Annotated in this window: 25 protein-coding genes; 18 read left to right on the top strand and 7 right to left on the bottom strand. The window is 62.3% G+C overall.

Annotated features, from left to right (window positions below; translation table 11 throughout):
* Positions 1-25 precede the first annotated feature (25 nt).
* The 4 genes from GRI65_RS08135 (at position 26) to GRI65_RS08120 (ending at position 4,700) form a co-directional block, all read left to right on the top strand.
* Positions 26-949, top strand: coding sequence for a UDP-2,3-diacylglucosamine diphosphatase (locus GRI65_RS08135; protein WP_160756023.1), 924 nt, complete (start codon positions 26-28; stop codon positions 947-949).
* Positions 946-2,025: a glycosyltransferase family 4 protein gene (locus GRI65_RS08130; RefSeq protein WP_232844006.1), complete on the top strand. Its 1,080-nt coding sequence runs from the start codon at positions 946-948 to the stop codon at positions 2,023-2,025. Before GRI65_RS08135 ends, GRI65_RS08130 begins: the two co-directional genes overlap by 4 nt.
* 164 nt (positions 2,026-2,189) lie before the next feature.
* Positions 2,190-2,930 carry a DUF1013 domain-containing protein gene (locus GRI65_RS08125; protein ID WP_160756022.1) on the top strand — a complete coding sequence of 247 codons (741 nt, stop codon included), beginning with the start codon at positions 2,190-2,192 and terminating at the stop codon, positions 2,928-2,930.
* 90 nt (positions 2,931-3,020) lie between these two features.
* Positions 3,021-4,700 carry an AMP-binding protein gene (locus GRI65_RS08120; RefSeq protein WP_160756021.1) on the top strand — a complete coding sequence of 560 codons (1,680 nt, stop codon included), beginning with the start codon at positions 3,021-3,023 and terminating at the stop codon, positions 4,698-4,700.
* Between the two features lie 16 nt (positions 4,701-4,716).
* Here GRI65_RS08120 and GRI65_RS08115 read toward each other — a convergent pair whose 3' ends face one another.
* Together GRI65_RS08115 and GRI65_RS08110 are read right to left on the bottom strand one after the other, a co-directional pair.
* Positions 4,717-5,142, bottom strand: coding sequence for a bactofilin family protein (locus GRI65_RS08115; protein ID WP_202391226.1), 426 nt, complete (start codon positions 5,140-5,142; stop codon positions 4,717-4,719).
* Positions 5,143-5,194: 52 nt separating this feature from the next.
* Positions 5,195-6,274 carry a M23 family metallopeptidase gene (locus GRI65_RS08110; RefSeq protein WP_160756019.1) on the bottom strand — a complete coding sequence of 360 codons (1,080 nt, stop codon included), beginning with the start codon at positions 6,272-6,274 and terminating at the stop codon, positions 5,195-5,197.
* A 315-nt stretch (positions 6,275-6,589) separates the two neighbouring features.
* Between GRI65_RS08110 and GRI65_RS08105 the strand changes: the two genes are divergently transcribed.
* From GRI65_RS08105 to wecB, 11 genes are all read left to right on the top strand, one after another.
* The gene (locus GRI65_RS08105) at positions 6,590-7,894 is read left to right on the top strand and encodes a glutamate-5-semialdehyde dehydrogenase (RefSeq protein ID WP_160756018.1); all 1,305 of its coding nucleotides are present in this window, start codon (positions 6,590-6,592) and stop codon (positions 7,892-7,894) included.
* A gap of 48 nt (positions 7,895-7,942) precedes the next feature.
* Positions 7,943-8,989 carry an aldo/keto reductase gene (locus GRI65_RS08100; RefSeq protein WP_160756017.1) on the top strand — a complete coding sequence of 349 codons (1,047 nt, stop codon included), beginning with the start codon at positions 7,943-7,945 and terminating at the stop codon, positions 8,987-8,989.
* A gap of 31 nt (positions 8,990-9,020) precedes the next feature.
* Positions 9,021-9,686, top strand: a complete 666-nt coding sequence (locus GRI65_RS08095; RefSeq protein ID WP_160756545.1) for a nicotinate-nucleotide adenylyltransferase — start codon at positions 9,021-9,023, stop codon at positions 9,684-9,686.
* Positions 9,687-9,873: 187 nt separating this feature from the next.
* Positions 9,874-10,206: a ribosome silencing factor gene (gene rsfS / locus GRI65_RS08090; protein WP_232844072.1), complete on the top strand. Its 333-nt coding sequence runs from the start codon at positions 9,874-9,876 to the stop codon at positions 10,204-10,206.
* Between the two features lie 29 nt (positions 10,207-10,235).
* Entirely contained in the window at positions 10,236-10,655 is a 420-nt protein-coding gene (locus tag GRI65_RS08085) for a 23S rRNA (pseudouridine(1915)-N(3))-methyltransferase RlmH (protein ID WP_160756015.1), read from the top strand.
* Positions 10,656-10,702: 47 nt separating this feature from the next.
* On the top strand, positions 10,703-11,923 hold the full coding sequence (locus GRI65_RS08080; RefSeq protein ID WP_232844004.1) for a murein hydrolase activator EnvC family protein: 1,221 nt from the start codon (positions 10,703-10,705) through the stop codon (positions 11,921-11,923).
* Positions 11,924-12,024: 101 nt separating this feature from the next.
* Positions 12,025-13,371, top strand: coding sequence for a S41 family peptidase (locus tag GRI65_RS08075; RefSeq protein WP_160756013.1), 1,347 nt, complete (start codon positions 12,025-12,027; stop codon positions 13,369-13,371).
* Positions 13,372-13,408: 37 nt separating this feature from the next.
* A complete protein-coding gene (locus GRI65_RS08070; RefSeq protein WP_160756012.1) occupies positions 13,409-13,900 on the top strand; it encodes a disulfide bond formation protein B in 492 nt (163 codons plus the stop codon).
* Entirely contained in the window at positions 13,897-14,427 is a 531-nt protein-coding gene (locus tag GRI65_RS08065; RefSeq protein ID WP_160756011.1) for a demethoxyubiquinone hydroxylase family protein, read from the top strand. The genes GRI65_RS08070 and GRI65_RS08065 overlap by 4 nt, the downstream gene beginning before the upstream one ends.
* A 151-nt stretch (positions 14,428-14,578) precedes the next feature.
* Complete coding sequence (locus GRI65_RS08060; protein WP_232844003.1) at positions 14,579-15,169, top strand: hypothetical protein; 591 nt, start codon at positions 14,579-14,581, stop codon at positions 15,167-15,169.
* A gap of 51 nt (positions 15,170-15,220) precedes the next feature.
* Positions 15,221-16,339, top strand: a complete 1,119-nt coding sequence (gene wecB, locus GRI65_RS08055; RefSeq protein WP_160756010.1) for a non-hydrolyzing UDP-N-acetylglucosamine 2-epimerase — start codon at positions 15,221-15,223, stop codon at positions 16,337-16,339.
* Between the two features lie 535 nt (positions 16,340-16,874).
* On the opposite strand, the gene GRI65_RS08050 is transcribed toward wecB, so the two are convergent.
* The 3 genes from GRI65_RS08050 to GRI65_RS08040 form a co-directional block, all read right to left on the bottom strand.
* Entirely contained in the window at positions 16,875-17,747 is an 873-nt protein-coding gene (locus GRI65_RS08050; protein ID WP_160756009.1) for a 3'-5' exonuclease family protein, read from the bottom strand.
* 77 nt (positions 17,748-17,824) lie between these two features.
* On the bottom strand, positions 17,825-18,763 hold the full coding sequence (locus GRI65_RS08045) for a 3'-5' exonuclease (protein WP_160756008.1): 939 nt from the start codon (positions 18,761-18,763) through the stop codon (positions 17,825-17,827).
* Between the two features lie 194 nt (positions 18,764-18,957).
* Entirely contained in the window at positions 18,958-20,268 is a 1,311-nt protein-coding gene (locus GRI65_RS08040) for a UDP-glucose dehydrogenase family protein (RefSeq protein WP_160756007.1), read from the bottom strand.
* A 179-nt stretch (positions 20,269-20,447) separates the two neighbouring features.
* On the opposite strand from GRI65_RS08040, the gene wecC reads away from it, so the two are divergent.
* Positions 20,448-21,749, top strand: coding sequence for a UDP-N-acetyl-D-mannosamine dehydrogenase (gene wecC / locus GRI65_RS08035; protein ID WP_160756006.1), 1,302 nt, complete (start codon positions 20,448-20,450; stop codon positions 21,747-21,749).
* A gap of 21 nt (positions 21,750-21,770) precedes the next feature.
* Here the strand turns inward: wecC and GRI65_RS08030 are convergent, their stop codons facing one another.
* Together GRI65_RS08030 and GRI65_RS08025 are read right to left on the bottom strand one after the other, a co-directional pair.
* Positions 21,771-22,784, bottom strand: a complete 1,014-nt coding sequence (locus GRI65_RS08030) for an NAD-dependent epimerase/dehydratase family protein (RefSeq protein ID WP_160756005.1) — start codon at positions 22,782-22,784, stop codon at positions 21,771-21,773.
* A gap of 8 nt (positions 22,785-22,792) precedes the next feature.
* Entirely contained in the window at positions 22,793-24,067 is a 1,275-nt protein-coding gene (locus GRI65_RS08025; RefSeq protein WP_160756004.1) for a nucleotide sugar dehydrogenase, read from the bottom strand.
* A 263-nt stretch (positions 24,068-24,330) separates the two neighbouring features.
* On the opposite strand from GRI65_RS08025, the gene GRI65_RS15440 reads away from it, so the two are divergent.
* A complete protein-coding gene (locus GRI65_RS15440; RefSeq protein ID WP_160756003.1) occupies positions 24,331-25,620 on the top strand; it encodes an O-antigen ligase family protein in 1,290 nt (429 codons plus the stop codon).
* Between the two features lie 88 nt (positions 25,621-25,708).
* The gene (locus GRI65_RS08015; RefSeq protein ID WP_232844001.1) at positions 25,709-26,425 is read left to right on the top strand and encodes a polysaccharide biosynthesis/export family protein; all 717 of its coding nucleotides are present in this window, start codon (positions 25,709-25,711) and stop codon (positions 26,423-26,425) included.
* Positions 26,426-26,522: the final 97 nt, after the last annotated feature.

The following is a 26,522-nucleotide window of genomic DNA, read 5'->3' as shown; positions in this document are numbered from 1 at the left end:
GACACCGAACGCCAGGAGGGTCCCCATGGCTGAAGACCGCGCATTCCCGCTACCTGCCGATATTCTCGGCAATGTGGCCAGTTTTCCGGACATCAAGCCCGCCATCCCGGAACCGGCGGGCGGACAGCGGCAACGCTACCGGACGATCTGGATCAGCGATATCCATCTTGGCACCAAGGGCTGCAACGCCGCACTGCTGATCGATTTCCTCGATCATACCGACAGCGATACGATGTATCTGGTCGGGGACATCATCGACGGCTGGCGGCTGCGGAAGAAGTTTTACTGGCCGCCTGAACATAACGACATCGTCTGGCGGATATTGAAGCGCGCCCGGCGCGGCACCCGGATCGTCTATATCCCCGGCAATCACGACGAGATGGTCCGGCCGTTTGCCGGGATGAACTTTGGCGGGGTCGAAATCCTGCGGGCAGCCTTTCACGATACCGCCGACGGGCGGCGGCTGCTCGTGCTGCACGGGGACGAATTCGACACGATCATGCTGGCGCACCGCTGGCTCGCGTTTGTCGGGGACGCGCTGTACCATGTGATGATGGGGCTCAACATCTGGGTCAACCGGGTGCGGCGCGCGTTCGACTTGCCGTATTGGTCGCTGTCGAAAATGGCCAAACACAAGGTCAAGAACGCGGTGGAGTTCATCTCGCGCTACGAAGAAGTCGTGGCCCGCGCCGCTGCCGAACGCGGGGTGGACGGGGTGGTCTGCGGCCATATCCACACCGCTGAAATCCGCAATTTCGCACAGGATGGAAAATCCGTCGAATATTACAACGACGGTGACTGGGTGGAAGGCTGCAACGCCTTGGTGGAACATTTCGACGGCCGGATGGAGTTGCTCCATTGGCCGGAAGAAATCGCCCGGCGCGAAGCCGCCGCAGTTACGGCAGAGGCGGCGCCGAGAGAAACGCCCGCTGCGAAAGAGGCCGCATGACCCGCATGACCGGGTTCGGCGACGAGGACTGCATTGCCGGCCCGTTTCCCGAGCGGATCGCGATCGTCACCGACGCCTGGCTGCCGCAGATGAACGGCGTTGTCCGCACGCTCACCACCACGGTGGGCATCCTGCGCAGTTGGGGTCATGACGTCACGGTGATCTCGCCGGACCAGTATCGTTCGGTTCCGTGCCCGACCTACCCCGAAATCCGCCTGGCCCTTGCTTTGCCCGGCGCGGTTTCGCTGCGGCTGGCGGGGTTGGCACCCGATGCGGTGCATATCGCCACCGAAGGGCCGCTTGGTGTGGCGGCGCGCAGTTACTGCGTCGCGGCGCGGGTTCCCTTCACGACGGCCTACCACACCCAGTTTCCGGACTATGTCGCCCGACGAACCCACCTGCCCGCCAGCTGGTTCTGGCGTTACATCCGCTGGTTTCATGCCCCTGCCGAACGGATCATGGTCGCGACCGAGAGCATCCGCGGCGAACTGCGCCAGCAGGGGCTCCACCGTCTCCATCACTGGGGCCGCGGTGTGGACCTGGGTTGCTTCACTCCCGATGCCCCGGCGCCTGCGGAATTTGCCGAATTGCCACACCCGATCCAGCTCTATGTCGGGCGGGTTTCGGTCGAGAAAAACCTCGAGGCGTTCCTTGGCGGAAAATATCCCGGCACCAGGGTGATTGTCGGCGACGGTCCGGCGCGGGCCGAACTGGAGCGCAAGTTTCCCGAGGCGGTGTTTCTCGGCAAGCGCAGCGGACGCGAACTCGCGGGGTGCTATGCCGGGGCGGATGTGTTCGTCTTTCCCAGCCGGACCGACACCTTCGGGCTGGTCATGATCGAAGCGCTGGCCTGCGGTACCCCGGTGGCCGCGTTCCCCGTTCCCGGCCCGATCGACATCATCGACGACCGGGTCGGCGCGATGTCGGAAGACCTCGACCGGGCCATCGCCGCCGCGCTGTTCAGCCGCCGTAGCGATTGTACCGCTCGGGGCCGCGAATTCACCTGGGAGGACGCGACCCGGCAATTTGCCGCCGGACTCGTCCCGCTGGCGGAAGAACTGACCGTCGCCGCCTAGGGCTTCGCTCCAGACAGCCGAGACAGGACTAATGGCCGCCTGCGCCAATTCTCTTGCCGAAACTACGGCTATGCCCTAAATCACCGCTCGTATGGCCGCTCCGCAAGGGGCGGCCCTTATATTTTCTACTTTATTTTTGGGCCCGGAAACGGGCGGAGAAAACCATGGCCGATCAAGTCAAACCACTCATGCCGCATGCCACAGCCACCTGGCTGGTGGACAACACCGCGCTCGGTTTTGACCAGATTGCCGAGTTTTGCGGCATCCACATCCTTGAAGTGCAGGCGATGGCCGATGATCTCGCCAGCACGAAATACACTGGCCGCGATCCGGTGCATGCCGGCGAACTGACGTTGGCGGAAATCGACCGCGGGCAGGAAGATCCGACTTACAGCCTCAAGATGCAGAAGGCACCCGTCGCGGTCGGCCGCACCAAGGGCGCGCGCTACACGCCGGTTTCCAAGCGGCAGGACAAGCCCGATGGCATCGCGTGGATCCTGCGCAACCATCCGGAGTTTTCCGACGCGCAGATTTCCAAGCTGATCGGCACGACCCGCAACACGATCAACGCGATTCGCGATCGGTCGCACTGGAACATCCAGAACATCCAGGCAAAAGATCCCGTCACGCTCGGCCTGTGTTCGCAGCGCGAACTCGACGCCGCCGTGGGCAAGGCCGCGAAGAAGATCGTGCCGGTCGAAGGCGATGTGCCGGAAGCCCCCGTGGCCGTTGGAAGCAGCGACCGCGAGAAGCTGATCGAGGAACTGCGCGCCGAACGCACCGCCAACGTCAAGGCCGCCTCGGAAGCGGCACAGGAAGCCGAAGCGGCTGCATGGCTCGAAGCCAAGCGGGCCGCCGAAGCCGGTGAAACGCCGGCGGATGACGAAACCCCGCCTGCCGCCTGAGCCCCGCGGCACAACCGGGAAATACCCGGGGCGGGACTGGCTCCCGCCAAATTGCTTGCCCCGAACGGCGCCTTACTCCATTGAATTGACATGGATGTAAGTACCGAAAACTACCAGCACCCGTGCGCGTGGGACATGGCGATCGAGAGCGTACCGCTGCCCGATCTGTTCGCCCGCAGCACCCGGGCCGCTCCCTCCGCCCCGCTCGCCGAATTTCTCGGCCGGACCTATTCCTACGCCGATCTACATGCCGAGGCACGCCGGTTCGCGGCGGGCCTGCAGGCGGCCGGGATCGCCAAGGGCGACCGGGTCGGCCTATTCCTGCCCAATGTGCCGATCTACATCTCCGCCTATTACGGCGCGATGATGATGGGCGCGGTGGTGGTAAATTTCTCGCCGCTCTACAGCCCGGAGGAACTGGCCGAGCAGGTCGAGGATTCCGGAACCCGGATCCTCGTCACGATCGATGTCGCTTCGTTGTTGCCGACCGCGCTGAAAGTGCTCGATGCGTCGTCGCTGCAACGGGTGGTGGCGGGCCGTCTCGGCGATATGCTGCCGCTGGCCAAGCGGCTGGCGCTGAAGGTGCTCGGCCGCAAGCAGATCGCGGTCATCCCCGACCGTCCCGATGTCAGTGAGTGGAAAGACATGCTCGGCGGCAACGATCCGGCGCCGGTCACCATCGATCCAGACCGTGACCTGGCGTTGCTGCAATACACCGGCGGAACTACCGGAACGCCGAAGGGGGCGATGCTGACCCATGCCAATCTGGCGGCGAACGCGCTGCAGGTCGACGCGATCGATCCGTTCGAGGGGCGCGACGTCATTCTTGGCGTGCTGCCGATGTTTCACGTGTTCGCCAACACCTGCGTTCTCAACCGTACCGTTGCGAAAGGCGGCTGCATTGCCTTGTTGCCGCGGTTCGACGCGGGGCAGGCGCTGAAGGCGATCAACCGGGTCAAGCCGACCGCGTTTCCGGGTGTGCCGACGATGTACCAGGCGCTGCTCGACCACCCGAACATTACCAAGACCGATTTCTCGTCCCTAAAGATCTGCATTTCGGGCGGGGCACCGCTGCCCGCACCGCTGCGCGACAAGTTCGAGGCGGTATCGGGCGCACGCCTGGTGGAGGGCTACGGCCTGACCGAAAGCGCGGGTGTGGTTTCCACCAATCCCTACGTTGGCACACGTAAGCCCGGCACTATCGGGCAGGTCCTGCCGCAGACCCGGGTGATGCTGCGTGACAAGGAAGACGCGAATTCAGCTGCCGCGCCGGGCGAGCCGGGCGAACTGGTAATCCGCGGACCGCAGATCATGCAGGGTTACTGGAACCGGCCCGACGCGGCCGCGACCGCCTTTGTCGTGATCGACGGTCAGCCTTGGCTGCGCACCGGGGATATTGCGGTGATCGACGAGGAGGGTTTCATCGCGATCGTCGACCGCAGCAAGGACATGATCGCGGTCGGCGGGTTCAAGGTCTTCCCCAGCCGGGTTGAAGCGGTCCTGCTGGAAAATCCTGCGGTGAAGGAAGCTCTCGTGATCGGGGTGCCCGACGCCTACCTTGGCGAACTGCCCGCGGCCTACATCACTCTCAACGATGCCGACGAACTGGACGAGCATGCCGTGACCGACCCGGAATTGCTGACCGCATGGCTCAACAGCCGGGTGGGCAAGCACGAACGGGTCAAGGAAATCATCATCCGGGGCGCATTGCCCAAGACGATGATCGGCAAGCTGGACCGCAAGGCCCTGAGGTCGGAAGTGCTCGGCTGAACCGGGCCGCCGGGGGTTAACCTGCGAGCGTCAGCTTGGGTTCTTCATCGCCGGACTTTGGACTGCCGGACTGGGGCTCTGCATTCCGGTGGTCGGAGTTGGTTGCAGGAGCGGATTTTGCCGTGCGCGGAGCGAAACGCCCCTCAACCGTCGCACCCTGTTCGATGGTCAGCGCATCGTAATGTACATCACCGTCGATCCGGGCGGATTTGAGAATCACCAGTTCGCGCGCGGAAATGGAGCCGGTCACTTGTCCCGACAGGCGGGCGCTTTCGGCCTGGATGACGCCTTTGACGACGCTGCCTTCGCCCTGGACGAGCGAGGCGCAGGTGATATCACCTTCAACATTGCCGTCGACATGGAGTTCGGTCGACGCGGCGACGTTACCGGTAATGGTGACGTCGGAGCCGATTACGGAAAAGGTGGAATTTGAACTTGCCATCGGTTTGGTTCCCATGTTCGCGGGGGGTGAGAATACGGGGCGGGGGGCCGGGTTATTTGCCGGATCGTGCTTCTTTGAGAACATCGGGAGCATACTCCAGGAAAGGACGCGGGTTAACGGCGCGATCGTTGATGCGCACTTCGAAATGCAGATGCGGTCCGGTGGAACGGCCGGTGCTGCCGATGGCGCCTATCACGTCGCCCGCGGCAACCTGTTGCCCCACCTTGGCGACGAATTTGGACATATGGGCGTAGCGGGTCATCAGGCCGTTGCCGTGGCGGACTTCGACCACGTTGCCGTAGCCGGATTTCTGCCCGACGAAGCTGACCTGTCCCTTGGCAGCGGCGTGGATCGGTGCGCCCATCGGGCCGCGGAAATCCAGCCCGGCGTGCATTGCGCCGCGGCCGTTGAACGGATCGCTGCGATACCCGAAGCCGGAGGAAATATTCTCGATACTGGCTGGCATCACCTGCGGCACCCCGTCGAGCCCGCGTTCGAGCGCGCTCATCCGCGCCAGGCTGAGACCGAGCCGTTCGAACCGGGGGTCGATTTCATCGTCCGAACCGGTCGACAGGAGTTCCAGCGGACCACCCATTGCGGACCGGTCGGCGGACCGCAGCATTACGCCCGGATCGAGGCCGAGCTTGCGGATCGCGGCAGTTGCCCGCGCGGCGCGCTGGTCGGCATAACGAGTGAGCCGTTCCACGAAAGCGAGCTGACGCGCTTCGATCTGGGCGAGCGCAGCGGCTTCGGGGATCAGGGCGCTGACCTTGGAGACGGTTTCCGCCGCCTCGCTGGTCGAATCGGATACGGTGTCATCTGCTGCAGGGGCTGACTTGGTGTCTGCCGGCAGGCTGGATACCATGGCCTCGATAAATGCCTGGCGCTTCGTCAGGTCGTCGGTCACTTCGTCGAGGTCGCCGCGATAGGCGGTGACCCGCTCTTCGGATTTCGCGACCTTCGCTTCGCGTTCCAGTAGCGACGAGATGTCTGCCTGCGCGCGGTACTGGGCCCAGCCCATCAGCGCCATCGACACGGTCCATGCCAGCAGCGCAGCGAGCAGGGTGCCCGCGACGATCATTTGCAGCTTCGAGGAAATCTTGATGAAACGCACCTGACCCTGCGACCGCATGAAAAATTCGCGGTCAGGAAACCAGGTCCGTATGCGGCTTAGCCATCCGCTTGCGGATATATTGATGTTCAAAGCGACCCCACGTCCATATTTTATATCTGGCGTTCTTTTATGAGCGGCGCGCTAACACGCGAATCGGAAAGGGTCGAATCCTGCCAACCTTGGAAAGGGCGAATCGAAGTAATCGCGGGATGAATTGAAGAATCATTGGAGAAATTCCGAGAATCTTCGGAACGATCAGGCCATGAGATCGTTAGGCCCACCGATTCTCTAAGACCTCCTGACAACAGCGGTCGTAGTTGCTACCTCTTGGTAATGACCAAAACCGAAGCCACAACCGCCCCCCGCCCCGAAGACCGGTCCGCTGACAACGACCCGGCCGAACTTATCGGCAATCTCGCCCGCGCCGGACGTGCAGCGCAGAGCCGTCTGGCCCGCCTGTCCGGCCCCGAAAAAGCGCACGCACTCCAACTTGCTGCCTCCCGCCTGCGCGAGTCCGAGGAAGAGATTCTCGCGGCTAACGTACGCGATGTCGACGCCGCGCGGGAAGCCGGATTGAGCGGCGCCCTGCTCGACCGGCTGACACTCGATTCGGCCCGGATCGAAGGCATTGCCAGTGCGGTGGAGGCCGTTGCAGTGCTGCCCGACCCGGTAGGCCAGAAGATCGATCGGACAGAGCGCCCCAATGGCCTGGTCCTCGAACGCGTCCGTGTGCCGATCGGATTGCTCGGGATCATCTACGAAAGCCGTCCGAACGTAACCGCCGATGCCGCCGCGCTGTGCGTGCGCGCCGGCAACGCCGTGCTGCTGCGCGGCGGCAGCGAAGCGGTGCATTCCAACCGCGCGATCCATGCCGCGATGGTCAGCGGGCTGGCCGAAGGCGGGGTTCCCGCAGACGCGGTTCAACTCATCCCGACGCAGGACCGCGCCGCAGTGGGCGCGATGCTCGCCGCTGCCGGACTGATCGACATGATCGTTCCGCGCGGCGGCAAGAGCCTGGTGGCGCGGGTGCAGGCCGACGCCCGGGTGCCGGTGCTCGCGCATCTCGACGGTATCTGTCACACCTATGTCCATAACGCGGCCGATCCGGCGATGGCGCGCAAGATCGCCTATAATGCGAAATTGCGGCGCACCGGTATCTGCGGTGCGATGGAAACCCTGCTGCTGGACGCGCAGTTTCCCGATTCGGCGGCGCTGGTCGGCGACCTGCTCGACGGCGGCTGCGAAGTGCGCGGCGATGCGCGGGCCCAGTCGCTCGATTCGCGGATCACGGCGGCCTCCCCGCAGGATTGGGACACCGAATATCTCGAGGCGGTCCTGTCGGTCGCGGTGGTCGACGGGCTCGATAATGCGGTGGACCATATTGCCGCGCACAGTTCCGGCCATACCGACGTGATCGTGACCGAAGACGCAGCGGCCGCGGAGGAATTCCTCGCAGTGGTCGATTCGGCGATCGTGATGGTCAACGCCTCGTCGCAGTTCGCCGATGGCGGGGAATTCGGGCTGGGCGCCGAAATCGGGATCGCCACGGGCCGCCTCCATGCGCGTGGACCAGTAGCGCTGGAAGGCCTTACCACCTACAAATGGCTCGTGCGGGGCGGAGGCCAGATCCGCCCGTAAACATTCTCGCCGTCACGCCCATCTCAAATCCCCGGAAGGCCCCGCATCATGCGCTATAATCGTCTTGGAAATACTGGCCTGTTCGTTTCCGAATTGTGCCTCGGGGCGATGACCTTCGGCGAAGGCGAGGGCATGTGGAAGACGATCGGCAGCCTGAACCAGTCGAAATCGAACGAGCTGGTCAAGGGCGCGGTGGATGCCGGGGTCAATTTCATCGACACCGCCAACGTCTATTCGGGCGGCCTGTCCGAACGGATCACCGGCCAGGCGCTCCGGGACCTCGGTATCGCACGCAAGGACGTTGTTATCGCAACCAAGGCGATGGGGGCGATGGGCAAGGGGGTGAACGACAGCGGCGCGTCCCGCCATCACTTGATGGACCAGATCGACGCCAGCCTGGAACGGCTGCAACTCGACCATGTCGACCTGTACCAGATCCACGGCTGGGATCCTGCCACACCGATGGAGGAAACGCTCCGCGCGCTGGATGATATCGTCCGGTCCGGCCGCGCGCGCTATATCGGCGTGTCGAATTGGGCGGCGTGGCAAATCGTCAAGTCGCTCGGTATTTCGGAACGTCGCGGGTTCGAAAAATTTGCCTCGCTCCAGGCCTATTACTCACTCGCCGGGCGCGACCTCGAACGCGACATCATTCCCATGCTGAACAGCGAAGGCCTTGGCCTGATGGTCTGGAGCCCGCTCGCCGGCGGCTTCCTGAGCGGTAAGTTCACCCGCGATGCAGAAGGGGAAGGCCGCCGAGCCAATTTCGACTTCCCGCCGGTCGATAAGGACCGGGCTTACGATGCGGTGGACGCCATGCGGACGATTGCGAAAGCAAAGGGCGCGAGCGTGCCGCAAATTGCGTTGGCGTGGTTGCTGGCGAAACCGGCGGTAACCACCGTCATCGTCGGCGCGCGCCGGCTGGACCAGCTGCAGGACAATCTGGGTTCGGTGGATGTCGAACTGACCTCGGAACAAATGCAGACGCTGGACCAACATTGCGCGCCGACGCCGGAATATCCCGGCTGGATGCTGGAGCGGCAGGGCGAGTATCGCCGCGTTGCGATGGCGGGCAAGGCTTCGCCGCCGAAATGACTGGCCGCCCGACGAATTGCCTGCGTTGACGATTCGCATCGGATTGCTGGGGGGCAGCTTCAATCCGGCGCATGGCGGACACCGCCGGGTTAGCCTGTCTGCCCGGTCCGCGCTGGGCCTCGACGAGGTGTGGTGGCTGGTTTCGCCCGGCAATCCGCTCAAGCCGAACGCAGGGATGGCGCCGCTCCCGGCCCGGGTGAAGTCAGCCATCGCGCAGGCGCGCCGTGCGCCGATAAAAGTGACCGCCATCGAACAGGAACTGGGCACCCGTTACACCGTCGACACGCTCCGTGCGCTGCGCCGCCGGTACCCGAAAGCCGAATTCGTCTGGCTGATGGGCTCGGATAACCTGGCGCAATTCCACCGGTGGAAGGATTGGCGCGGTATAGCGAAAATGATGCCGATTGCGGTAATCGCGCGTCCGGGCTATGAGGGACAGGCTGCCGCAAGCCCCGCGATGGCATGGCTCGGACGTTTTCGTAGGTCCGCCGCCAAATTCAGACAAAGGGGTGAATGGAGCGCACCGGCACTGGTGACATTGCGTTTTGATCCCGATTCTCGCTCGGCGACGGCAATCCGCCGCGCCGATCCCGAATGGGCATCGCGCCTGTCTCCGATCCCGCCGCGCGACCAGATTACCCACCACCCCATAGAAACGGGCCACATAGTGTTGCAAGACAAGGCCGAGGCGCCATGAACGGTGCCCGGACGCACGCTTGCCTACACGCTCAGGAGAAACGATTACGCCTATGACTCAGGCGCACACACCCTCGGCCGATAACGGCCAATCCGCAAGTTCCCAAACCGCCAGCTCCATATCCGTGTCCGACGGCACGGGCGAAGACGCTGCGCCCCCGGTTCCCGGTTCACTCCACGCCCTGATCATGGATCAGCTGGACGAGGACCAGGCGCAGGATATCGTCTCGATTCCGCTGGCCGGAAAATCGTCGATCGCCGATTTCATGGTGATCGCGTCGGGCCGCTCTACGCGGCAAGTCGCTTCGATGGCTCAGAAACTGGGCGAAATGGTCAAGAAGGCCGGCCACGGTCCGGTCCGGCTGGAAGGCCTGCCCGCCGCAGACTGGGTACTGATCGACGCCGGCGACGTCGTGGTGCATTTGTTCCGCCCCGAAGTTCGCAGCTTCTACAACCTCGAACGGATGTGGGCCTTTGGCGATGCACCGCCGGTATCGGGGCTGGCTTCCGGCACCGCGTGACCCTGCGCCGATTACGCAGGTAAGACGCAATGTTGCTGAGGGTTATCGCGCGCGGCAAGATCGCCCGTTCGCCCGAGGCAGAGCTGGTAGCGCGGTATGAAAAGCGGCTCGGCTGGCCGCTCGCTCTAACCGAATTGCCCGAGACGGGAGGCAAGATTCCCGATCCACAGACGCCCTGCCGGACTGTGCTGCTGGATGAACGCGGACGGAACCTGACTTCCGAGGAATTTGCCGCGATCCTCGGCGAATGGCGCGACAGCGGTGTGCGCGAAGCGCGGTTCGTGCTCGGCGCGGCGGACGGCCATTCGGAGGTGGAGCGCGGCGAGGCCGACCTTCTGCTGGCGTTCGGCAAGGCCACTTGGCCCCATCTGATGGCCAGGGCGATGCTGCTCGAGCAACTCTATCGGGCGACCACGATTTTGTCCGGCCATCCCTATCATCGCTCCTGAAATTGGGGCACACTGACGTCACGATGTCACGGACCAGATCACCCGCGTTGAGGCCGCTCGTAGCCGCGGCCGCCCTGATCGCGGGGGCTATTGCACTTTCAACAGGACTTGCAGGCCAGGCCCAGCGCAGCGCAGCTTTCGCCAGCGCCGCTGAAACGCGCTCCGCGTTGCAACGCGCTCTCACGGAAGCGGCCGAAGCCGAGGCGCGCGGCAAGCGCCTCGAAGGGGAAGCCCGCAACGTTACGGAACAGGCCGAGAAAACCGCCCGGGAAGCCGCCGCGCTGGCGGCGCGGATCCAGCAGGCGGAAGCCGGTATCGCGGTCGCCGATGCGCGTATTGCCTTGATCGCAGGCCAGCAGGCCCGGCTTGCGCGCCGTCTGGCGGAGCGACGTGAACCGCTTGTCCGGTTGACCGCAGCGCTCCAGAAATTGGCGCGGCGACCAGTGGCCCTATCGGCCCTCCGACCCGGATCCCTGCGCGAAACCGTCTACCTGCGGGCCATGCTGGAAGCGACAATCCCGCAAGTGCAAAACCGCACGGCGGATTTACGTGCCGAGATCGAACGCGGCCGCAAACTGGAGGCCGCCTCGCGCCAGGCCGCCGCGGGGCTGCGCGCCAGTGAAGCGGAACTGGCGCAGCGGCGCACCAATCTCGCAGCGCTGGAAACGCGCCAGCGGCTTGCTTCGCAAAGCGCCAGAGGCAATGCCAACCGCGAAATCGAGCGTGCGCTCGCGCTTGCCGAAGAAGCCCGCGATCTCGATGCGCTGGTCGGCAGGCTGGATGCCGAAGGCGTATTGCGGCAGGAACTCGCCGCGCTGCCTGGACCGGTCATGCGTCCCGGCAATCCGCAAGAGGCGCAGGTAAGTACGGCGGGCAGGCCGCCATCCACGGCATCGACCGGACGGCCAAGTCGGTATCAATTGCCGGTTATTGGCCAGACGGTGGCCGGGTTCGGAGCCCGGTCGGACGCTGGCGTTTCCAGCAGCGGCATCTCCCTGTCCCCCCGCGCCGGTGCCCAGGTTGTCGCGCCGGCAGGCGGGCGGGTGGTGTTCGCCGGCCCCTACCGCGGTTATGACCGGATCGTGATCATCGAGCATGGCGGCGGCTGGACCAGCCTTGTGACGGGGCTGGCGCGGACTGATGCCCAGGTCGGTGATGTCATGGTCGGCGGCGGGCCATTGGGAGTTGCCGGGGGGACGCGCCCGGTCATCTCGCTGGAACTGCGGCGGCAAGGCACCCCTGTCAATCCGCTCGAATATCTCCGGTAAAGCCTGCCGGGCGAAGTCTTGCCGGGCGCCGCCGCAATCCTCATCTGGTGTTAAGCCGTGACGCGCGATAGTATGGCGCTCTACGAAAGGCCGAATCCTTTATGAAACTCGCCGCCAGGTCCCGTTCGATACTTCGCTCCGCCGCGCTGGTGACGGCAGTTGCCCTGATCCCGGCTACCACTGCCGGCCTTGCGCAGGTCGATGGCCGCGCTGGGCCCGAGTTCGGCAAGCTCTTCGCCGTCTACCAGCGGATCCAAGCGAGTTACGTCGAACCTGTCGACGACGAAAGGCTCATTCGGGGCGCTATCGACGGGATGCTTGCATCGCTCGATCCGCATTCGGCCTATCTCGACGGGGCTGATCTCGAACGTCTCGAAACAATGATCGACGGCAATTATTCCGGCCTTGGCCTGTCGGTCATCCTTGAAGAAGGCGCGGTCAAGGTCATCTCGCCATTTCGCGGCAGTCCGGCCGAAAAGGCGGGCATCAAGGCCGGTGATTATATCACTCACCTGGACGGCAAGCTCATTTATGGCGGCGACCTGGACGATGCGGTCAACCAGATGCGCGGTCCGGCGGGAACCAAGATCGGCCTGACAATCTTCCGCACCGGACGGGAGGAACCGTTCGATGTGTCGGTGACCCGCGGGCTGATTGAACTGGAACCGGTCACGCACAAGCTGGAAGCCGGCAATCTCGGCGTGATCACGGTGAACGAATTTTCCCGCGATGTCGGCGCCGATGTGTTTGCCTCGTACGAAGCGCTGCGCAAGGAATCGTCCGGCCGGCTAAGCGGCCTGATTCTCGACCTCCGCTCCAATCCCGGCGGCTCGCTCGACGAAGCGGTGGCGCTTTCTGACCTGTTCCTCGATCGCGGCCGGATCGTGTCGCAGCGCGGGCGCGCGCGCGGCGAAACGATACTGTACGATTCTGAAAGCATGTTCCGCGGCCAGATCGCTGAAGACGTCCCGATGATTGTGCTGATCGACGCGGGTTCGGCTTCCGCATCCGAAATCGTTGCGGGTGCCCTGCAGGACCACCGCCGCGCGCTGATCATGGGCCAGCGCAGCTTCGGCAAGGGCAGCGTGCAGACATTGCTGCCGGTGACGAGCAACAGCGCGCTGAAACTCACGACCGCGCGCTATTACACTCCGGCAGGCCATTCGGTCCAGGAAGGCGGGATCAAGCCCGACATCGCGGTTCCGCAGCTGTCCGATCCCGACCTTGAAAAGCGCGCCCGCTTCCAGCTCCGCGAATCCGATCTGCGCGGCCATCTGGTCAACGAACTGGCGCTGGAGGACGAAGCGCTCGAAGCGGACAAGCGGGATGATCCGCGGTTCCAGCGCACTGCGGCGGAACTGAAGGAACAAGGGGTGGAGGATTTCCAGCTTTATTACGCCCTTCAGACCCTCCGCCGGACCACTACCGCGTCGGTGGCGCTGAAATAAATTGAACGCCGTCAGCAAACCGGGTTTTGAGCGAGCAATGAGACAGATTGATCCCGCGACGCTGCTCGCACAGCGGCTTGCCATTGCCGTGCCCGCGCTGCTGCTCGGCGGCGCGTATATTTCGCAATACGCCTTCGGGCTTTTCCCGTGCGAGATGTGCTGGTGGCAGCGCTATCCGCACTTCGTTGCGCTGGTGCTCGGTCTGGTGGCGGCGTTCGCGTCGGCTGGACCGGCAGGCCTCCGGCGCGGGACGATCGCATTGGCGGCGCTGGCGATCCTGTTTTCGGGCCTGATCGGCGGCTTTCATGCCGGGGTCGAATACGGCTGGTGGGAAGGTATCACCGGCTGTGCAAGCCATGTGGCGAGCGGCGGTAACGCGCTCGACAATATCATGAACGCGCCGCTGGTGCGCTGCGACGTGGCGCCGTGGAGCTTGTTCGGCATCTCCCTCGCCGGATGGAATTTCCTCATCTCGGGCGCGGCGGGATGTGCTATACTGGCGCTGCTGGCGCGAAGGAAAACTGCATGAAGAACTCCCGTTCGATCGACACCGACCGGATGATCCGGGTCGACCAGGCTGGGGAATTCGGCGCCACCCGCATCTATGCCGGGCAATTGGCAGTGATGGGCGACCGGGGTCCGCATTCGGCAGAAATCACCGCGATGGCCCAGCAGGAAGCCGGGCACCGGGAGAAATTCGACGCGTTGATGTCGCGGCGCGGGGTTCGCCCCACAGTCCTCCAGCCGCTGTGGTCCACCGCGGGCTATGCGCTGGGTGCGGCAACCGCGTTGATCGGACCGGAAGCGGCCATGGCCTGCACCGCGGCGGTCGAAACCGAGATCGACAAACATTATTCCGACCAGCTCGACTTGCTGGAAGCCGATGGATGCGATCCGGAACTCGCCGCAATGATCGAGGAATTCCGCGCCGACGAACGCGAACACCGCGATCTCGCGTTGGCATCGGGCGCGGAAAAAGCACCTGTCTATCCGCTCCTGTCCGGGGTGATCCGGGCTGGCTGTCGGGTGGCGATCAAACTGGCCGAACGCATTTAGCGTGCGGTCTCAAGCTGCGAGTGGCAACGCGGGGAACATTTTCGCTGCCCCGCGCGCTTCAGTTAATGTTCAGCGCGTCGGGCGCTAGTTCGACACCTGACACTTTGCGAACTGGCCATTGAACCAGCCTGACAATTAGAAAGCCGAGCCCATGAAACGTATTTCCGCCGCTGTCATGTTCGCCGCCGCCCCCGCCCTTATGGCGGGCTTCGCCGCAGCCCCCGCCGCTGCGCAGGACGACGCGGGCGACCAGGTCAACATGGTCATTGTCTATGGCGACGACGCATGCCCCGTCTCCACCGAGGAAGTCATCACGGTCTGCGCCCGCAAGAACGAAAGCGAGCGGTTCCGCATTCCCGAAAACCTGCGGACCAGCGACGATCCGGCTAACACCGCGTGGGCCGAGCGCGCCGAGAGCTTCGAAATGATTGGCGCGTTCGGCGCATTCTCCTGCTCCCCGACCGGCGCGGGCGGCTTCACCGGCTGCACCCAGGAAATGATCGATGCAGCTTACGGTGAAAAGGGCGAGGCCTCGGGTATCCGCTTCGCCCAGCTGATTGCCGCGGCGCGGGCGGAACGCCTGTCGACGATCGACGAGGAAGCTGCCGAAACACAGGCCCGCGTCGAAGTGCTGGAAAAAGCTTATATGGACAAGCTCGAACGGGAACGTGAAGGCGCACTCCCGGGTGAGGAAGAGACGCTTCCAGCGGTCACCCCGACACAGGACCCTCCGGGCGAATAGGCACGCGAACGCAGCAGGCAAATTTAACCAATCCAAGCTAGGTCGGACGGCATGACCCCGGCGCGCAAGATCCTGACAGTTTTCGGTACCCGGCCCGAGGCCATCAAGATGTTCCCGCTGATCCATGCGCTGGACCGGGATGACCGTTTCGCGTCGCGGACCTGCGTATCGGGCCAACACCGCGGAATGCTGGACCAGGTGCTGGAAATCGCAGGAATTTTGCCGCATTACGATCTTGATCTGATGCGGCCGGATCAGACGCTGGATGCCCTCACCGCCAACCTGTTGACCGGTATCGGCCGGGTGCTCGACCAAGAACAGCCCGACTGGGTTGTGGTCCAGGGCGATACCGCCACCGCCATGGCGGGCGCGCTGGCGGCCTATTACCGCAAAATCCCGGTGGCCCATGTGGAAGCGGGCCTGCGCAGCGGGAACATCCACCATCCTTGGCCGGAAGAGGTCAATCGCAAGATCATTGGCACGATCGCCGCGCTGCATTTCGCGCCAACCGAGACGGCCGCCGCGGCTCTACGCCGCGAAAACGTCGCGGCGGAAACCGTCCACGTCACCGGCAACACGGTCATCGATGCGCTGCAGTGGATCACCGCGCGTATCGAAGCCGAGCCGCGACTTGCCCGCGACCTGGCGCCGCTTGAAGCGCGCTTTGCAGGCAAGCGGATCATCGGGGTCACGAGCCACCGACGGGAGAATTTCGGCGGCGGAATGGAAGGCATTGCCGAGGCGATCCGGCGTCTTGCCGCGCGTGACGATGTCGCGTTGATCTTTCCGGTCCACCTTAATCCCAACGTTCGCAAGGTCATGAACGACCGGCTTGCGGGGCTTTCGAATGTCGCGCTCATCGAACCGCTCGACTATCCGCATTTCGCCCGGTTGCTGGATATCTCGACCTTGATGTTGACCGACAGCGGCGGGGTGCAAGAAGAAGCGCCCTCGTTGGGCAAGCCTGTGCTGGTCATGCGCGAAACTACCGAACGCCCGGAAGGTATCGATGCGGGCACTGCACGGCTGGTCGGGACCGATGCCGACACAATCGTGGCTGAGACGGACCGGCTGCTCGACGATCCAGAGGCTTATGCGGCCATGGCGCAGGCGCATAATCCATTCGGTGACGGAAAATCGGCCAACAAGATCTGTGAGTTGCTCGCTTAACAAAGAACGGGATTATAGCGGTTAAGCTCATAACTAGCACCAAGATCTCGACAGCTTGATCGGCTGGGCACTGTCCTTTTCACCTTAACTTTTCTTAATACTTGGCATGCCGCCAGACACGCTAAGACAATAGAAATTCGTCAATTGTTCGCTGGCAAACCACGCTTGTGTCTTGAGCTCGATTTCAGTTCTTAACCGCCACAATTTTGGCAAAGGTGGGGGAAAAGTTGGCTCTAGTTCGCCAACATGACGGAAAGCACCAAATCCGTGATGCACCAGCCTGTGAAGTCGGATCTATTTGCATGCTCTCGATCTCCGTAGCGAAGAACCACCGTCAGATGGTCGGCCGAAGCGTTCCGCCGCACATGGCTCATCGGCGCCGCTATCCCATTCAAAAACTGGCTGAGGGCGTTCGGCAGAACCGTAGCGAAGCATCGCTTCATTCGGAAAAGCCGTAGCGCCCTCGATTGCAAGCTGGGCCCGAAAACCTAATTCTTGGTTAACGAGAGGTAATCACGGTGCTTGGCGAAATTACCTAGACCGGCGGGCAGACTTTGCCTCGCAGCTTGGTCTGGACGACTTCATTCTCCGCCCAGCGCATCACCGTCCGGCTGAAGTACTCTCGTGCCGGCAGGGCAAGCGCCATCGCCTCGGCCAGGGCCAGGACCGTCTGCTGCGGCTTGCAGGTGATAATCCCGTGGCTGGTAAGATGCCGCACCAATATGACCGCTGGGGTCATGACGTCGGCCAGAACCTGGTCCTTGACCGCTGGCCAGTCGCCTGCCTCAACCAGCCTGCCGATATTTTTCGACGGCGAAGGCTTGGCCGGAATGGAACAAGCGGCGGCATATTCCGGCAGATGCACCGAGTTTGCCTTGACCGAGACGGCGTCGCAAAGATCGATCCGTCTGGAGGAATAGGGCAGCAAGTCGCGCAGCTGCATGGGCAGCAGCAGGCCAAACTCCCCAGCGGTCTTGCGCAGGACCGCAAGATCCTTGGCCTCCCCGCCCCAGGTGACGAGGCAGGCCGAGGGTTCGGCAGCGAGAGCGTCAAAGAAGCCGCTGACGATCTCGCGCTCGTCCATGGCCTCGGCGGACAGCACTACCGGGGTTTTGATCTCGGCGATGTCCTCACCCGGACGGAACCGGATCACTGCCCACGCCGCCGCGACAATACGGTGGAAGGGCCAGCGCACTGTGCCCTCCGCATCCTTTCCTTCGGCGGTGGTGTAGCATGTGTGCAAGGCCCGGTCGTATTTGTATTCGAAGTCGGCAACGATGTAGGTCCGCACGGCGGCGGGTCTGTCGGTGTCGGGACGCGCGAAAAACACGCGGGCTTCGAGAGCAAGGTCCAACGCCATCTGGTCGAGATTGGTGGTCATGGGTGTCGCGGTAGGTTCGGTAGTCATGATTGTATTCCTTGAACGAAAAAGGGCCCACCAATTGGCGGGCCCTAGGGATGGTTGTCGGTGGGTGGCGGGTTTGCTCAGCGGTGCCGCTGGCTCGAGGTCACTTGCTCGGTCCGGAACGGCGGCAGCTCCTGTGCCCGGAACCACCTGCACTCGGCGGTGAGCTCCTCGTAACGCAGTTCCTTCCACCAGACCTTACGCGCAGCTTCCCAGCGGTAGCCGTGTGCCTTCAGCCGGTCCTTGGCCGCATAAGGCGCGCTCACCGCTTCCACCCGGAAGGTCGTTGCGTCCGCTGCTTTCAGCAATCGCTGCAGATGGCTGCGGGTGGTTCTGCCGTCAGGATCCGGCTGCTCATGCTTCAGCAAGTGGAACAGCGACCAGACATCGTCGCCGGCTCGGTGCGCGTTGGCGAACCGGCCATGCTGCATCAGCAAGTGCTGCTGCGCCCGTCCGTCGTAACCCAGCATCAGCCAGTCGATGTCGCTTGCCGAACAGGCCCACGGCTTGCCGGCAAACTGCGGAAAGCGCTTCTCGATCCAGGCGGCATCGAAGCGCGCGTTGTGGGCGACGCAGATATCAGCCCGGTCGATCAATCCGGCTGCGGTTCCGTCCTTGATCGCGTGACCGGCGAGATCCTTGTTGGTCAGACCGGTTAGCAGGGTGATCCGGGGGTCTAGTTCGACGCCCGGGTCCTGCAGCCAGCTGACCGGACCAAAATGGCCGGTCACCTGTCCGTCCATGCCGACGAACGCCAGCATGATCGCCAGTTCGATGACTGCATCGTTCTGGACATCGAGCCCGGTGGTCTCGCAGTCTATGATTGCCACGCACCGGCCCCCTGGCATCGTGCCATCGCTCGGCATTACCGAGAAACTCGGCGGCACCGCGCGCAGAACGCGGTACCCGGGCGCGCCGATCAGCTGATCGGCAATCCATTCCGGATTGCCGTTTTTGTATGTTATAGTCATGTCGATTAATTCCAGTATCGAAACCGGCGAGGCTTGGCCGAGCACCATGCTCTTTTCCCTTCAACCTGCCGATTTCAAAACCTTCTTCACCGTTAGTTTTTGCTGAAGCTGAGCTCCACTTTGCAGCGACTTGTTGAGATTACGTCTGCGTCGCGCATACGAAATTCAGCGGCCAGCATTAACGCTGGCCATAAGTCATTTGACGAAACTTTTACGGAATGTGGTGGCAACCTGGGCGCCGCTTAACTGCGCCCAACACTCACATAGTCGAAGCCCGCTTCCCGCACGTCGGCAGGCTGGTAGATGTTGCGCAGGTCCACCAGAACCGGTGCCTTGGCGAGCGATTTGACCCGGGCCAGGTCAAGCGCGCGGAACGCATCCCATTCGGTGACGATGGCGACCGCGTCAGCCCCGTCGATGGCAGCGTAGGCATCTGACTTCATCACCACCCCGGGCATGAGGGGCGCCGCGAGTTCCATGCCCTCGGGATCGTAGGCGGTCACTTCGACGCCCGCGTCCTGCAGCGCCTGGGCAATCGCGATTGCCGGGCTGTCGCGCATGTCGTCGGTGTTGGGTTTGAAGGTCAGGCCGAGCAAGGCGACCCGCTTGCCGCGCGCCGTGTCCGCACCGCCGATGGCCTCGAGGACCTTGCGGCCCATTGCGCGCTTCCGATGATCGTTGGCTTTTACTACGGCCTCGACAATGCGGATCGGGCTCTCGTAATCCTCGGCAGTCTTGAGCAGCGCGAGCGTGTCCTTGGGGAAGCACGAGCCGCCATAGCCGGGTCCGGCGTTGAGGAACTTGGGGCCGATGCGCTTGTCGCTGCCAATGCCGCGACTGACATCCTGCACGTTCGCACCGACCTTTTCGCACAGGTCGGCCATTTCGTTGATGAACATGATCTTGGTCGCGAGGAAGGCGTTGCCGGCATACTTGATCAGTTCGGCGCTCCGGCGGCTGGTGAACAGGATCGGCGATTCGTTGAGGAACAGCGGGCGGTAAACCTCGTGCATCACCTCGCGCCCGAACTCTTCCTCGGTGCCGATGACGATCCGGTCAGGATGCTTGAAATCGCCGATCGCCGCGCCCTCGCGCAGGAACTCGGGGTTGGACACCACCGCAAACCGGTGCTTCGTGCCGCTGCTCCGCAGGATCCGCTCGACTTCATCGCCGGTCCCGACGGGTACGGTGGACTTGGTCACCACCACGGCATCATTGGACAGGCTCGCCCCGATTTCCTCGGCCACGGCATAGACGAAGGACAGGTCTGCATGCCCGTCGCCGCGCCGCGAAGGGGTGCCGACGGCAATGAAGATCGCCGAAGCTCCCGCTATCCCTTCGGCCAGGCTGGTGGTGAAGGACAGCCGGCCCGCCTTTACGTTCGTTCCCACCAGTTCGGCGAGACCCGGTTCGTAAATCGGCATGACCCCGTCGTGCAGGCGGTCGATCTTGGACTGGTCCTTGTCGATACACACCACGTCGTGGCCGAAATCGGCAAAACATGCTCCCGATACCAGGCCGACATAGCCTGAACCTACCATCGCGATCTTCATGTTGTTATTCCTTGTCGTTAGGCACCGTTACGCGCCTGCATCAGGCAAGACGGGGGGACCTTCGCCGCATAAAGCGCCGCGAACGTTCCGACAACCGGCTTTGCAGGCCACTTATACCGAATTGTTAACCCCCGGGTGCCAAGGGTTGCCGCAGGTTTTTCACTACGGAGGCTACCCAAATGCTCGGCGACCAGAAGCCGGAAGTCTGCGTAATCGGACTTGGATATATCGGTCTGCCGACCGCTGCGATCATCGCGCGCGCCAACTGCCAGGTTACCGGGATCGACGTGTCGGACCACGTCGTCGACACCATCAACCGCGGCGAGATACATATTGAGGAAGTCGATCTGGACGGGTTGGTCCAGGGCGTAGTCCAGCGCGGTACACTGCGTGCATCGAACCAGATTGTCCCCGCCGACGTGTTCGTGATCGCGGTTCCGACGCCGTTCGAAAAGGACGGCCAGCACACGCCGGACACGTCCTACGTAATGGCCGCAGCAACCGAAGTCGCCGGGGTGCTCAAGAAGGGCGACGCGATCATTCTCGAATCGACCTCGCCGGTCGGCACGACAGAGGCAATGCGCGACCTAATTGCCGGTCTTCGCCCCGATCTCCGCATGCCTGGGCAGACGTCCGACATTCCCGATGTCGCAATTGCTTATTGCCCCGAACGGGTCCTGCCCGGCAAAATTCTCGAGGAACTGACGCATAACGACCGTTCGATCGGCGGGATCACGCCGCGCTGCGCGCGCAAAGCGCTGGCGTTCTACAAGCGGTTCGTCCGCGGTGCCTGCATCACCACGGACGCGCGTTCGGCGGAAATGACCAAGCTGGTCGAAAACGCCTACCGCGACGTCAACATCGCCTTTGCCAACGAACTGTCGATGATTTCCGATCACATGGGGCTCGATGTGTGGGAAGTCATCAAGCTGGCCAACCGGCATCCGCGGGTCAATATCCTCCAGCCGGGGCCGGGCGTGGGCGGTCACTGCATCGCGGTCGATCCTTACTTCATCATCCACGGCGCGCCGGAACATTCACCGCTGATCCGCACCGCCCGCGAAGTGAACGACACCAAGATGCGCCACGTCATTGCTCAGGCGCGGGACCTGATCGCCGCCAATCCGGGCTTTTCGGTGGCGTGCCTCGGTCTCGCGTTCAAAGCAAATATCGACGACTTCCGGGAAAGCCCTGCGCGTTTCGTCGCGGCCTCGCTGGCGCGGGAATTCGGTGACCGGATCCGGATAGTCGAGCCCTATGCCGCGCAGCTTCCGCCGGAATTCGCCGGCACCGGTGCGGCGCTGATCGATATCGATACGGCACTGGAAAATTGCGGCATCCTGATCGCGCTGGTGGACCATGATGTCTTCCGGGTCATCCCGCCCGAAGAACGTAGCGGCGCAATTGTCTATGATACGCGTGGGATCTGGCCGGACGCCGCCGATGCGCCGGGCGTGAACCGGTTGCGCCTCGCCAGCTAGGTAGAAGCGACGCCGTTCGCCTCAGACTTGGTAGTAGTCCCGGTACCAGGCGACGAAGTGGCGGATGCCTTCTTCGACGCCGGTCTGCGGCACATACCCGGTCAGTTCCTTGAGCAGCGTCGCGTCTGCCCAGGTCGCGGGCACGTCGCCCTTCTGCATTTCCATGTAATTGCGGACCGCCTCGCGCCCGCACTCGGCCTCGATCGCGTCGATGAAATCGGTCAGCTTTACCTTGTCGCTGTTGCCGATATTCACCACCCGGAATGGCGCTGCGGGGGAAAGGCTGTCGTAGCCGGGAATATCCTCCGGCGATTCCGGCCGGACCGGCACCGCGTCGATCAGCAGCGAGATTCCGCGGACGAGATCCTTCACATAGGTGAAATCCCGGTACATCTCGCCATGGTTGTAGATGTCGATCGGAGTCCCGTCGAGGATCCCCTTGGTGAACTTGAACAGCGCCATGTCGGGGCGGCCCCACGGACCATAGACCGTGAAAAAGCGGAACATGGTCGTCGGCAGGTTCCATAGATGGGCATAACTATGGCCCATCGATTCGTTGGCTTTCTTGGTTGCCGCGTACAGAGTCAGCTGCGTGTCGCACTTTTCACGCTCGTGGAACGGCATCAAGGTGTTGGCACCGTACGCCGAACTGGTCGAAGCCATCAGCAGGTGGTCGACCGCCAGTTCGCGGGCGCATTCCATCACGTTGAACGTGCCGATGATGTTGGCTTCGATATAGGCGCGCGGATTTTCCAGACTGTACCGCACACCCGCCTGGGCGGCGAGATGGACGATTATGTCGGGCTGTTCCGCGAGCATGAGGCTGTGCAGCCGGTCGAAATCTTCCAGCATCCCGACATGCGCGCTGAACCGTTCGCTCTGGAGCAGCATCTGGTGCCGCCGTTCCTTGATCCGGACATCGTAATAATCGGTCATTCCGTCGTAACCGACCACGGTGAAGCCTTCGTCCAGCAGCAATTGCGCCAGGTGAAATCCGATAAAGCCGGCTGTTCCGGTAATAAAAACCTTGCGCATGCGTTTTCCTAAAGCGTCCAGTCGGCCGCGCCGCCCAGCGCGCCCTTGAGATCGGCCAGCGTGCCGCCGGGCGTAGTAAGTGCACGGAACCGCGCCGCGCCCATTTCCAGATACTCGCGGTGCGGCACCGCCAGCAGAACCAGGTCATAATTTCGGTCCAGCGCAGTTTCATCCAGCGTCAGACCATATTCGTGCAGCGCCTCCGCCGCGTCGGCATGCGGGTCATGGACAGTGACATCATGGCCGAAACGCGCGAGGCTGGCGACCAGGTCGGCGACCTTGCTGTTCCGCAGATCCGGGACATCCTCCTTGAAAGTCAGCCCGAGGACAAGCGCGGTACCCTTGGTTGCGCCGCGCGCTGCATGCAGCCGTTCGCCAACCCATTCCGCCATGCGGTCGTTTACGTCGCGCCCGGCCAGGATGACCTTTGGATCGTGACCCAGTTCCTCTGCCCGGAAGGAGAGATAATAGGGATCGACGCCGATGCAGTGCCCGCCGACCAGACCCGGCGCGAACGGCAGGAAATTCCATTTGGTCCTGGCCGCTTCCAGTACGTCCCAGGTGGACAGGTCCATCCGCCCGAAAATCTGCGCGATTTCGTTCATGAAGGCGATGTTGATATCGCGCTGCGCGTTCTCGATTACCTTGGCTGCTTCGGCCGCCCGGATCGAAGCCGCCCGGAACACGCCTCCACTGGTGATGGCACCATAAAGTTGGGCAACTTTCTCGAGGACTTCAGGCGTCTGCCCAGACACGACCTTGGTGATTTTGTCGATCGTATGTTCGCGGTCGCCGGGATTGATCCGTTCGGGACTGTAGGCGAGAAAGAAATCGGTCCCGCATTCGTGACCGGAAACCTGTTCCAGGATCGGCGCACAGATATCTTCGGTAACTCCGGGGTAAACAGTGCTTTCATAAACCACGATCGGCGTGCGGCCATCCGCCACCGATTTCGCAACCATCTTGCCAACGGTGCGCGAGGCGGCTTCCACGATCGACAGATCGGGCCGGTTGTTTTGGTCGATTGGCGTCGGGACCGTGACAATGTAAAAATCGCACGGCGGGCAGTCGTGCGGTTCGCAGGTCAAGACCAGCGACGTTGATGCCATTCTCGATTGATCGACTTCGCCTGTCCGATCATGACCTCGTTTAAGCTCCGCAATCCGTTTCAGATCCACGTCCAGTCCCGTGGTGGGGAATTGTTTTGCCAATACCATGGCCAACGGTAGGCCAACGTACCCCAGCCCGATGACTGTGACGTGTGGAGGTTCTTCTGGACTCATAATGAAAACCTTGCGGAGAATTGGATCAATGTTTGAGGGAGGGCTGGTGCAGCGGCAGACCCCTACCCGCGCAACCGCTACGAAATCAAGCGTGACCATGGACTGCTAGCAAGAAGTTTTTGCTTGAGACTATTGACTTAATGCCAGTAATGCACGCCGTCCCCTGCCACTAGGCGCAGGCTTAAATCGAGTTTCGGGATCCCATTTTGAAAACTGAGTATCGTCGACTGCCGAAATTATCCCGCCTTCAGACGGGAGTCGCCGTGTCGTTCCTTGCGGCGCTGGTCTTATTCGGCGGTGCGTCTCGTGCAGACGCTCTGACCCAGCCGTTCATTCGCCTGTTCTCCATCGGAGTGATTGGGTTCGCGGTCTGGAATACTGCCCGCGACAGCTGGACCGGCTTGCGGGTCCCGCTCGGCCTTCTCTCAGCGTTTGCGGTTTTGTGTGTCATCCAATTACTGCCGCTTCCTCCTTCTGTCTGGCCGATGTTGCCAGGGCGTTCCACGCTCGCAGAAGCGCTTTTATCAGCTGGCTTGCCGCTCGGATGGCGGCCATGGAGCCTCGCACCTGACGGAACGATCAACACTCTGTTGGCAACGCTGCCGGCCTTCGCTTTGCTGGCTATGATTGTATTGATCGGGCCCGGCCGCCTACACCTTTCAATTCCAATCCTGATCGGACTGGTGCTCGTTTGTTTGGGCTTCGGCCTGTTACAGATAACTGCGGGGGGGCCTTATTTTTACAGTGTGACCAATCGAGGAACACCGGTCGGGTTCTTCGCCAACCGAAACCATGCCGCGTTGCTTCTCGCCATGGTCTTTCCCCTTCTGGCCGCCTGGGTACTAACGAACAAAAATCGCCAGGAAAATCAGCCTGGACGACTAATTCTCGCAGGTGTCATAGCGTTGCTGGTGCCGGCGATGTTGCTAGTGAATGGTTCGCGCGGCGGCTTGCTTGCAGGCGGGGTTGGATTGCTCGGTGCCGCAGCGCTCTTCTATCGAAATCGCCGGAATTTGAAGATCGACAAGAAAGCGCGGATTATGATCCTCGGCTTCGCCGGACTGTCCGTGATCATTTTGCTGGCGTTCATTCTGACGTCAAACGATCTGGCCCTGACCAGGCTACTTGGCGATGGCGGCCCCGAAGTTCGGGCGCAAGCTCTGCCAACCTTGTGGTTGATGGCTAAGGCCTATTTACCATTCGGTTCGGGCCTAGGCAGTTTCGATCAGGTTTTTCGGATCTTCGAACCGGATTTCATGATATCCTCAAAATATTTCAATCACGCACATAACGATTATCTTGAGCTGCTGATCGAAGGGGGCGTGTTCACCGTCGGGCTGCTGGCGATCGCTGCCATCTGGATTTTAAAGCGGTTTGTAGTTATCTGGCGCTCCGATGGAGGGTCGGCTAATGCAAATCTGGCCTTCTGCGCGACCATCATGTTGGTGCAAATCATGCTGTTCAGTGTGTTCGACTATCCCGTTCGCACGCCGTTCATTATGGCACTGGCAGCGTACTGCGCGGCCTGTATGTCACGCTTCACAACCGATTAGACTTCGGCTTGGCAGCCAAAACGAAGTCCGCTAGTCTACAATGCTATGGCATCTGCCCGCGAGTGGCATGCTTTTTTGGGAAACGATCTTGAACAGGTTAATCTTTTTCGCGGCGATGGCTGCCCTGTCGCTTGGCGGTTGCGTCAAGGACAAACCCTTTGTGGGCGGGCCGCATCTCGAGTTGCTCAGCGCTACCGAAATGCCTCCGCCGGATGGCGCGGTTAATGCGAATGGGCAGCGCATCTATCAGATCGGGCCGTTCGACAAGCTTTCGGTGCGAGTGTTTCGCGCTCCGGACCTGAGCCAGTCCATTACGGTGGACGGGACCGGAGCGGCATCATTCCCGCTGCTCGGGGAACTTGCGGCAGAGGGGCTTACAACACATCAACTCGAAAGTGTCATCGAAAACGGACTTCGCGGAAGGTACATAAAGGATCCGCAGGTCACGGTGGATGTCGAAGACGCAGTCAACCAGACAATCACTGTCGAAGGTGAAGTCGAAAAGCCTGGCATTTATCCGGTGCGCGGGGATGTGACCTTGCTGAAGGCCATGGCGATTGCCAGCGGCCCGACCGAATTCGCCCGGCTGAAGGATGTGGTGATCTTGCGCACGGTTGACGGCCGATCGCTTGCAGGCCTGTATGACCTGGAGGACATCCGGCGGGGTCTATATCCGGATCCGGATGTGTACCCCGGAGATTTGGTCATAATCGGCGATTCACCGGCCCGCCGCAGGTTCCAGGATATCCTTGCCGGCTCGACTTTGATCACCACACCTATCATCGCACTCGTTCAACAATTCTGAGTAAGTAACATCAAAAAAACCACCATTTCCGGCGTCGCAATTGTTGACGACTCGAAGCCGACAAAACCTGGTCGCCAAGGCGGTGAACAAGGGTCTA

It is taken from the genome of Allopontixanthobacter sediminis, from assembly GCF_009828115.1.
GTDB classification, from domain to species: Bacteria; Pseudomonadota; Alphaproteobacteria; order Sphingomonadales; family Sphingomonadaceae; genus Allopontixanthobacter; species Allopontixanthobacter sediminis.
Note: the sequence above shows the minus strand (reverse complement) of the source record. Positions and strands in the feature narration are given on the sequence as shown.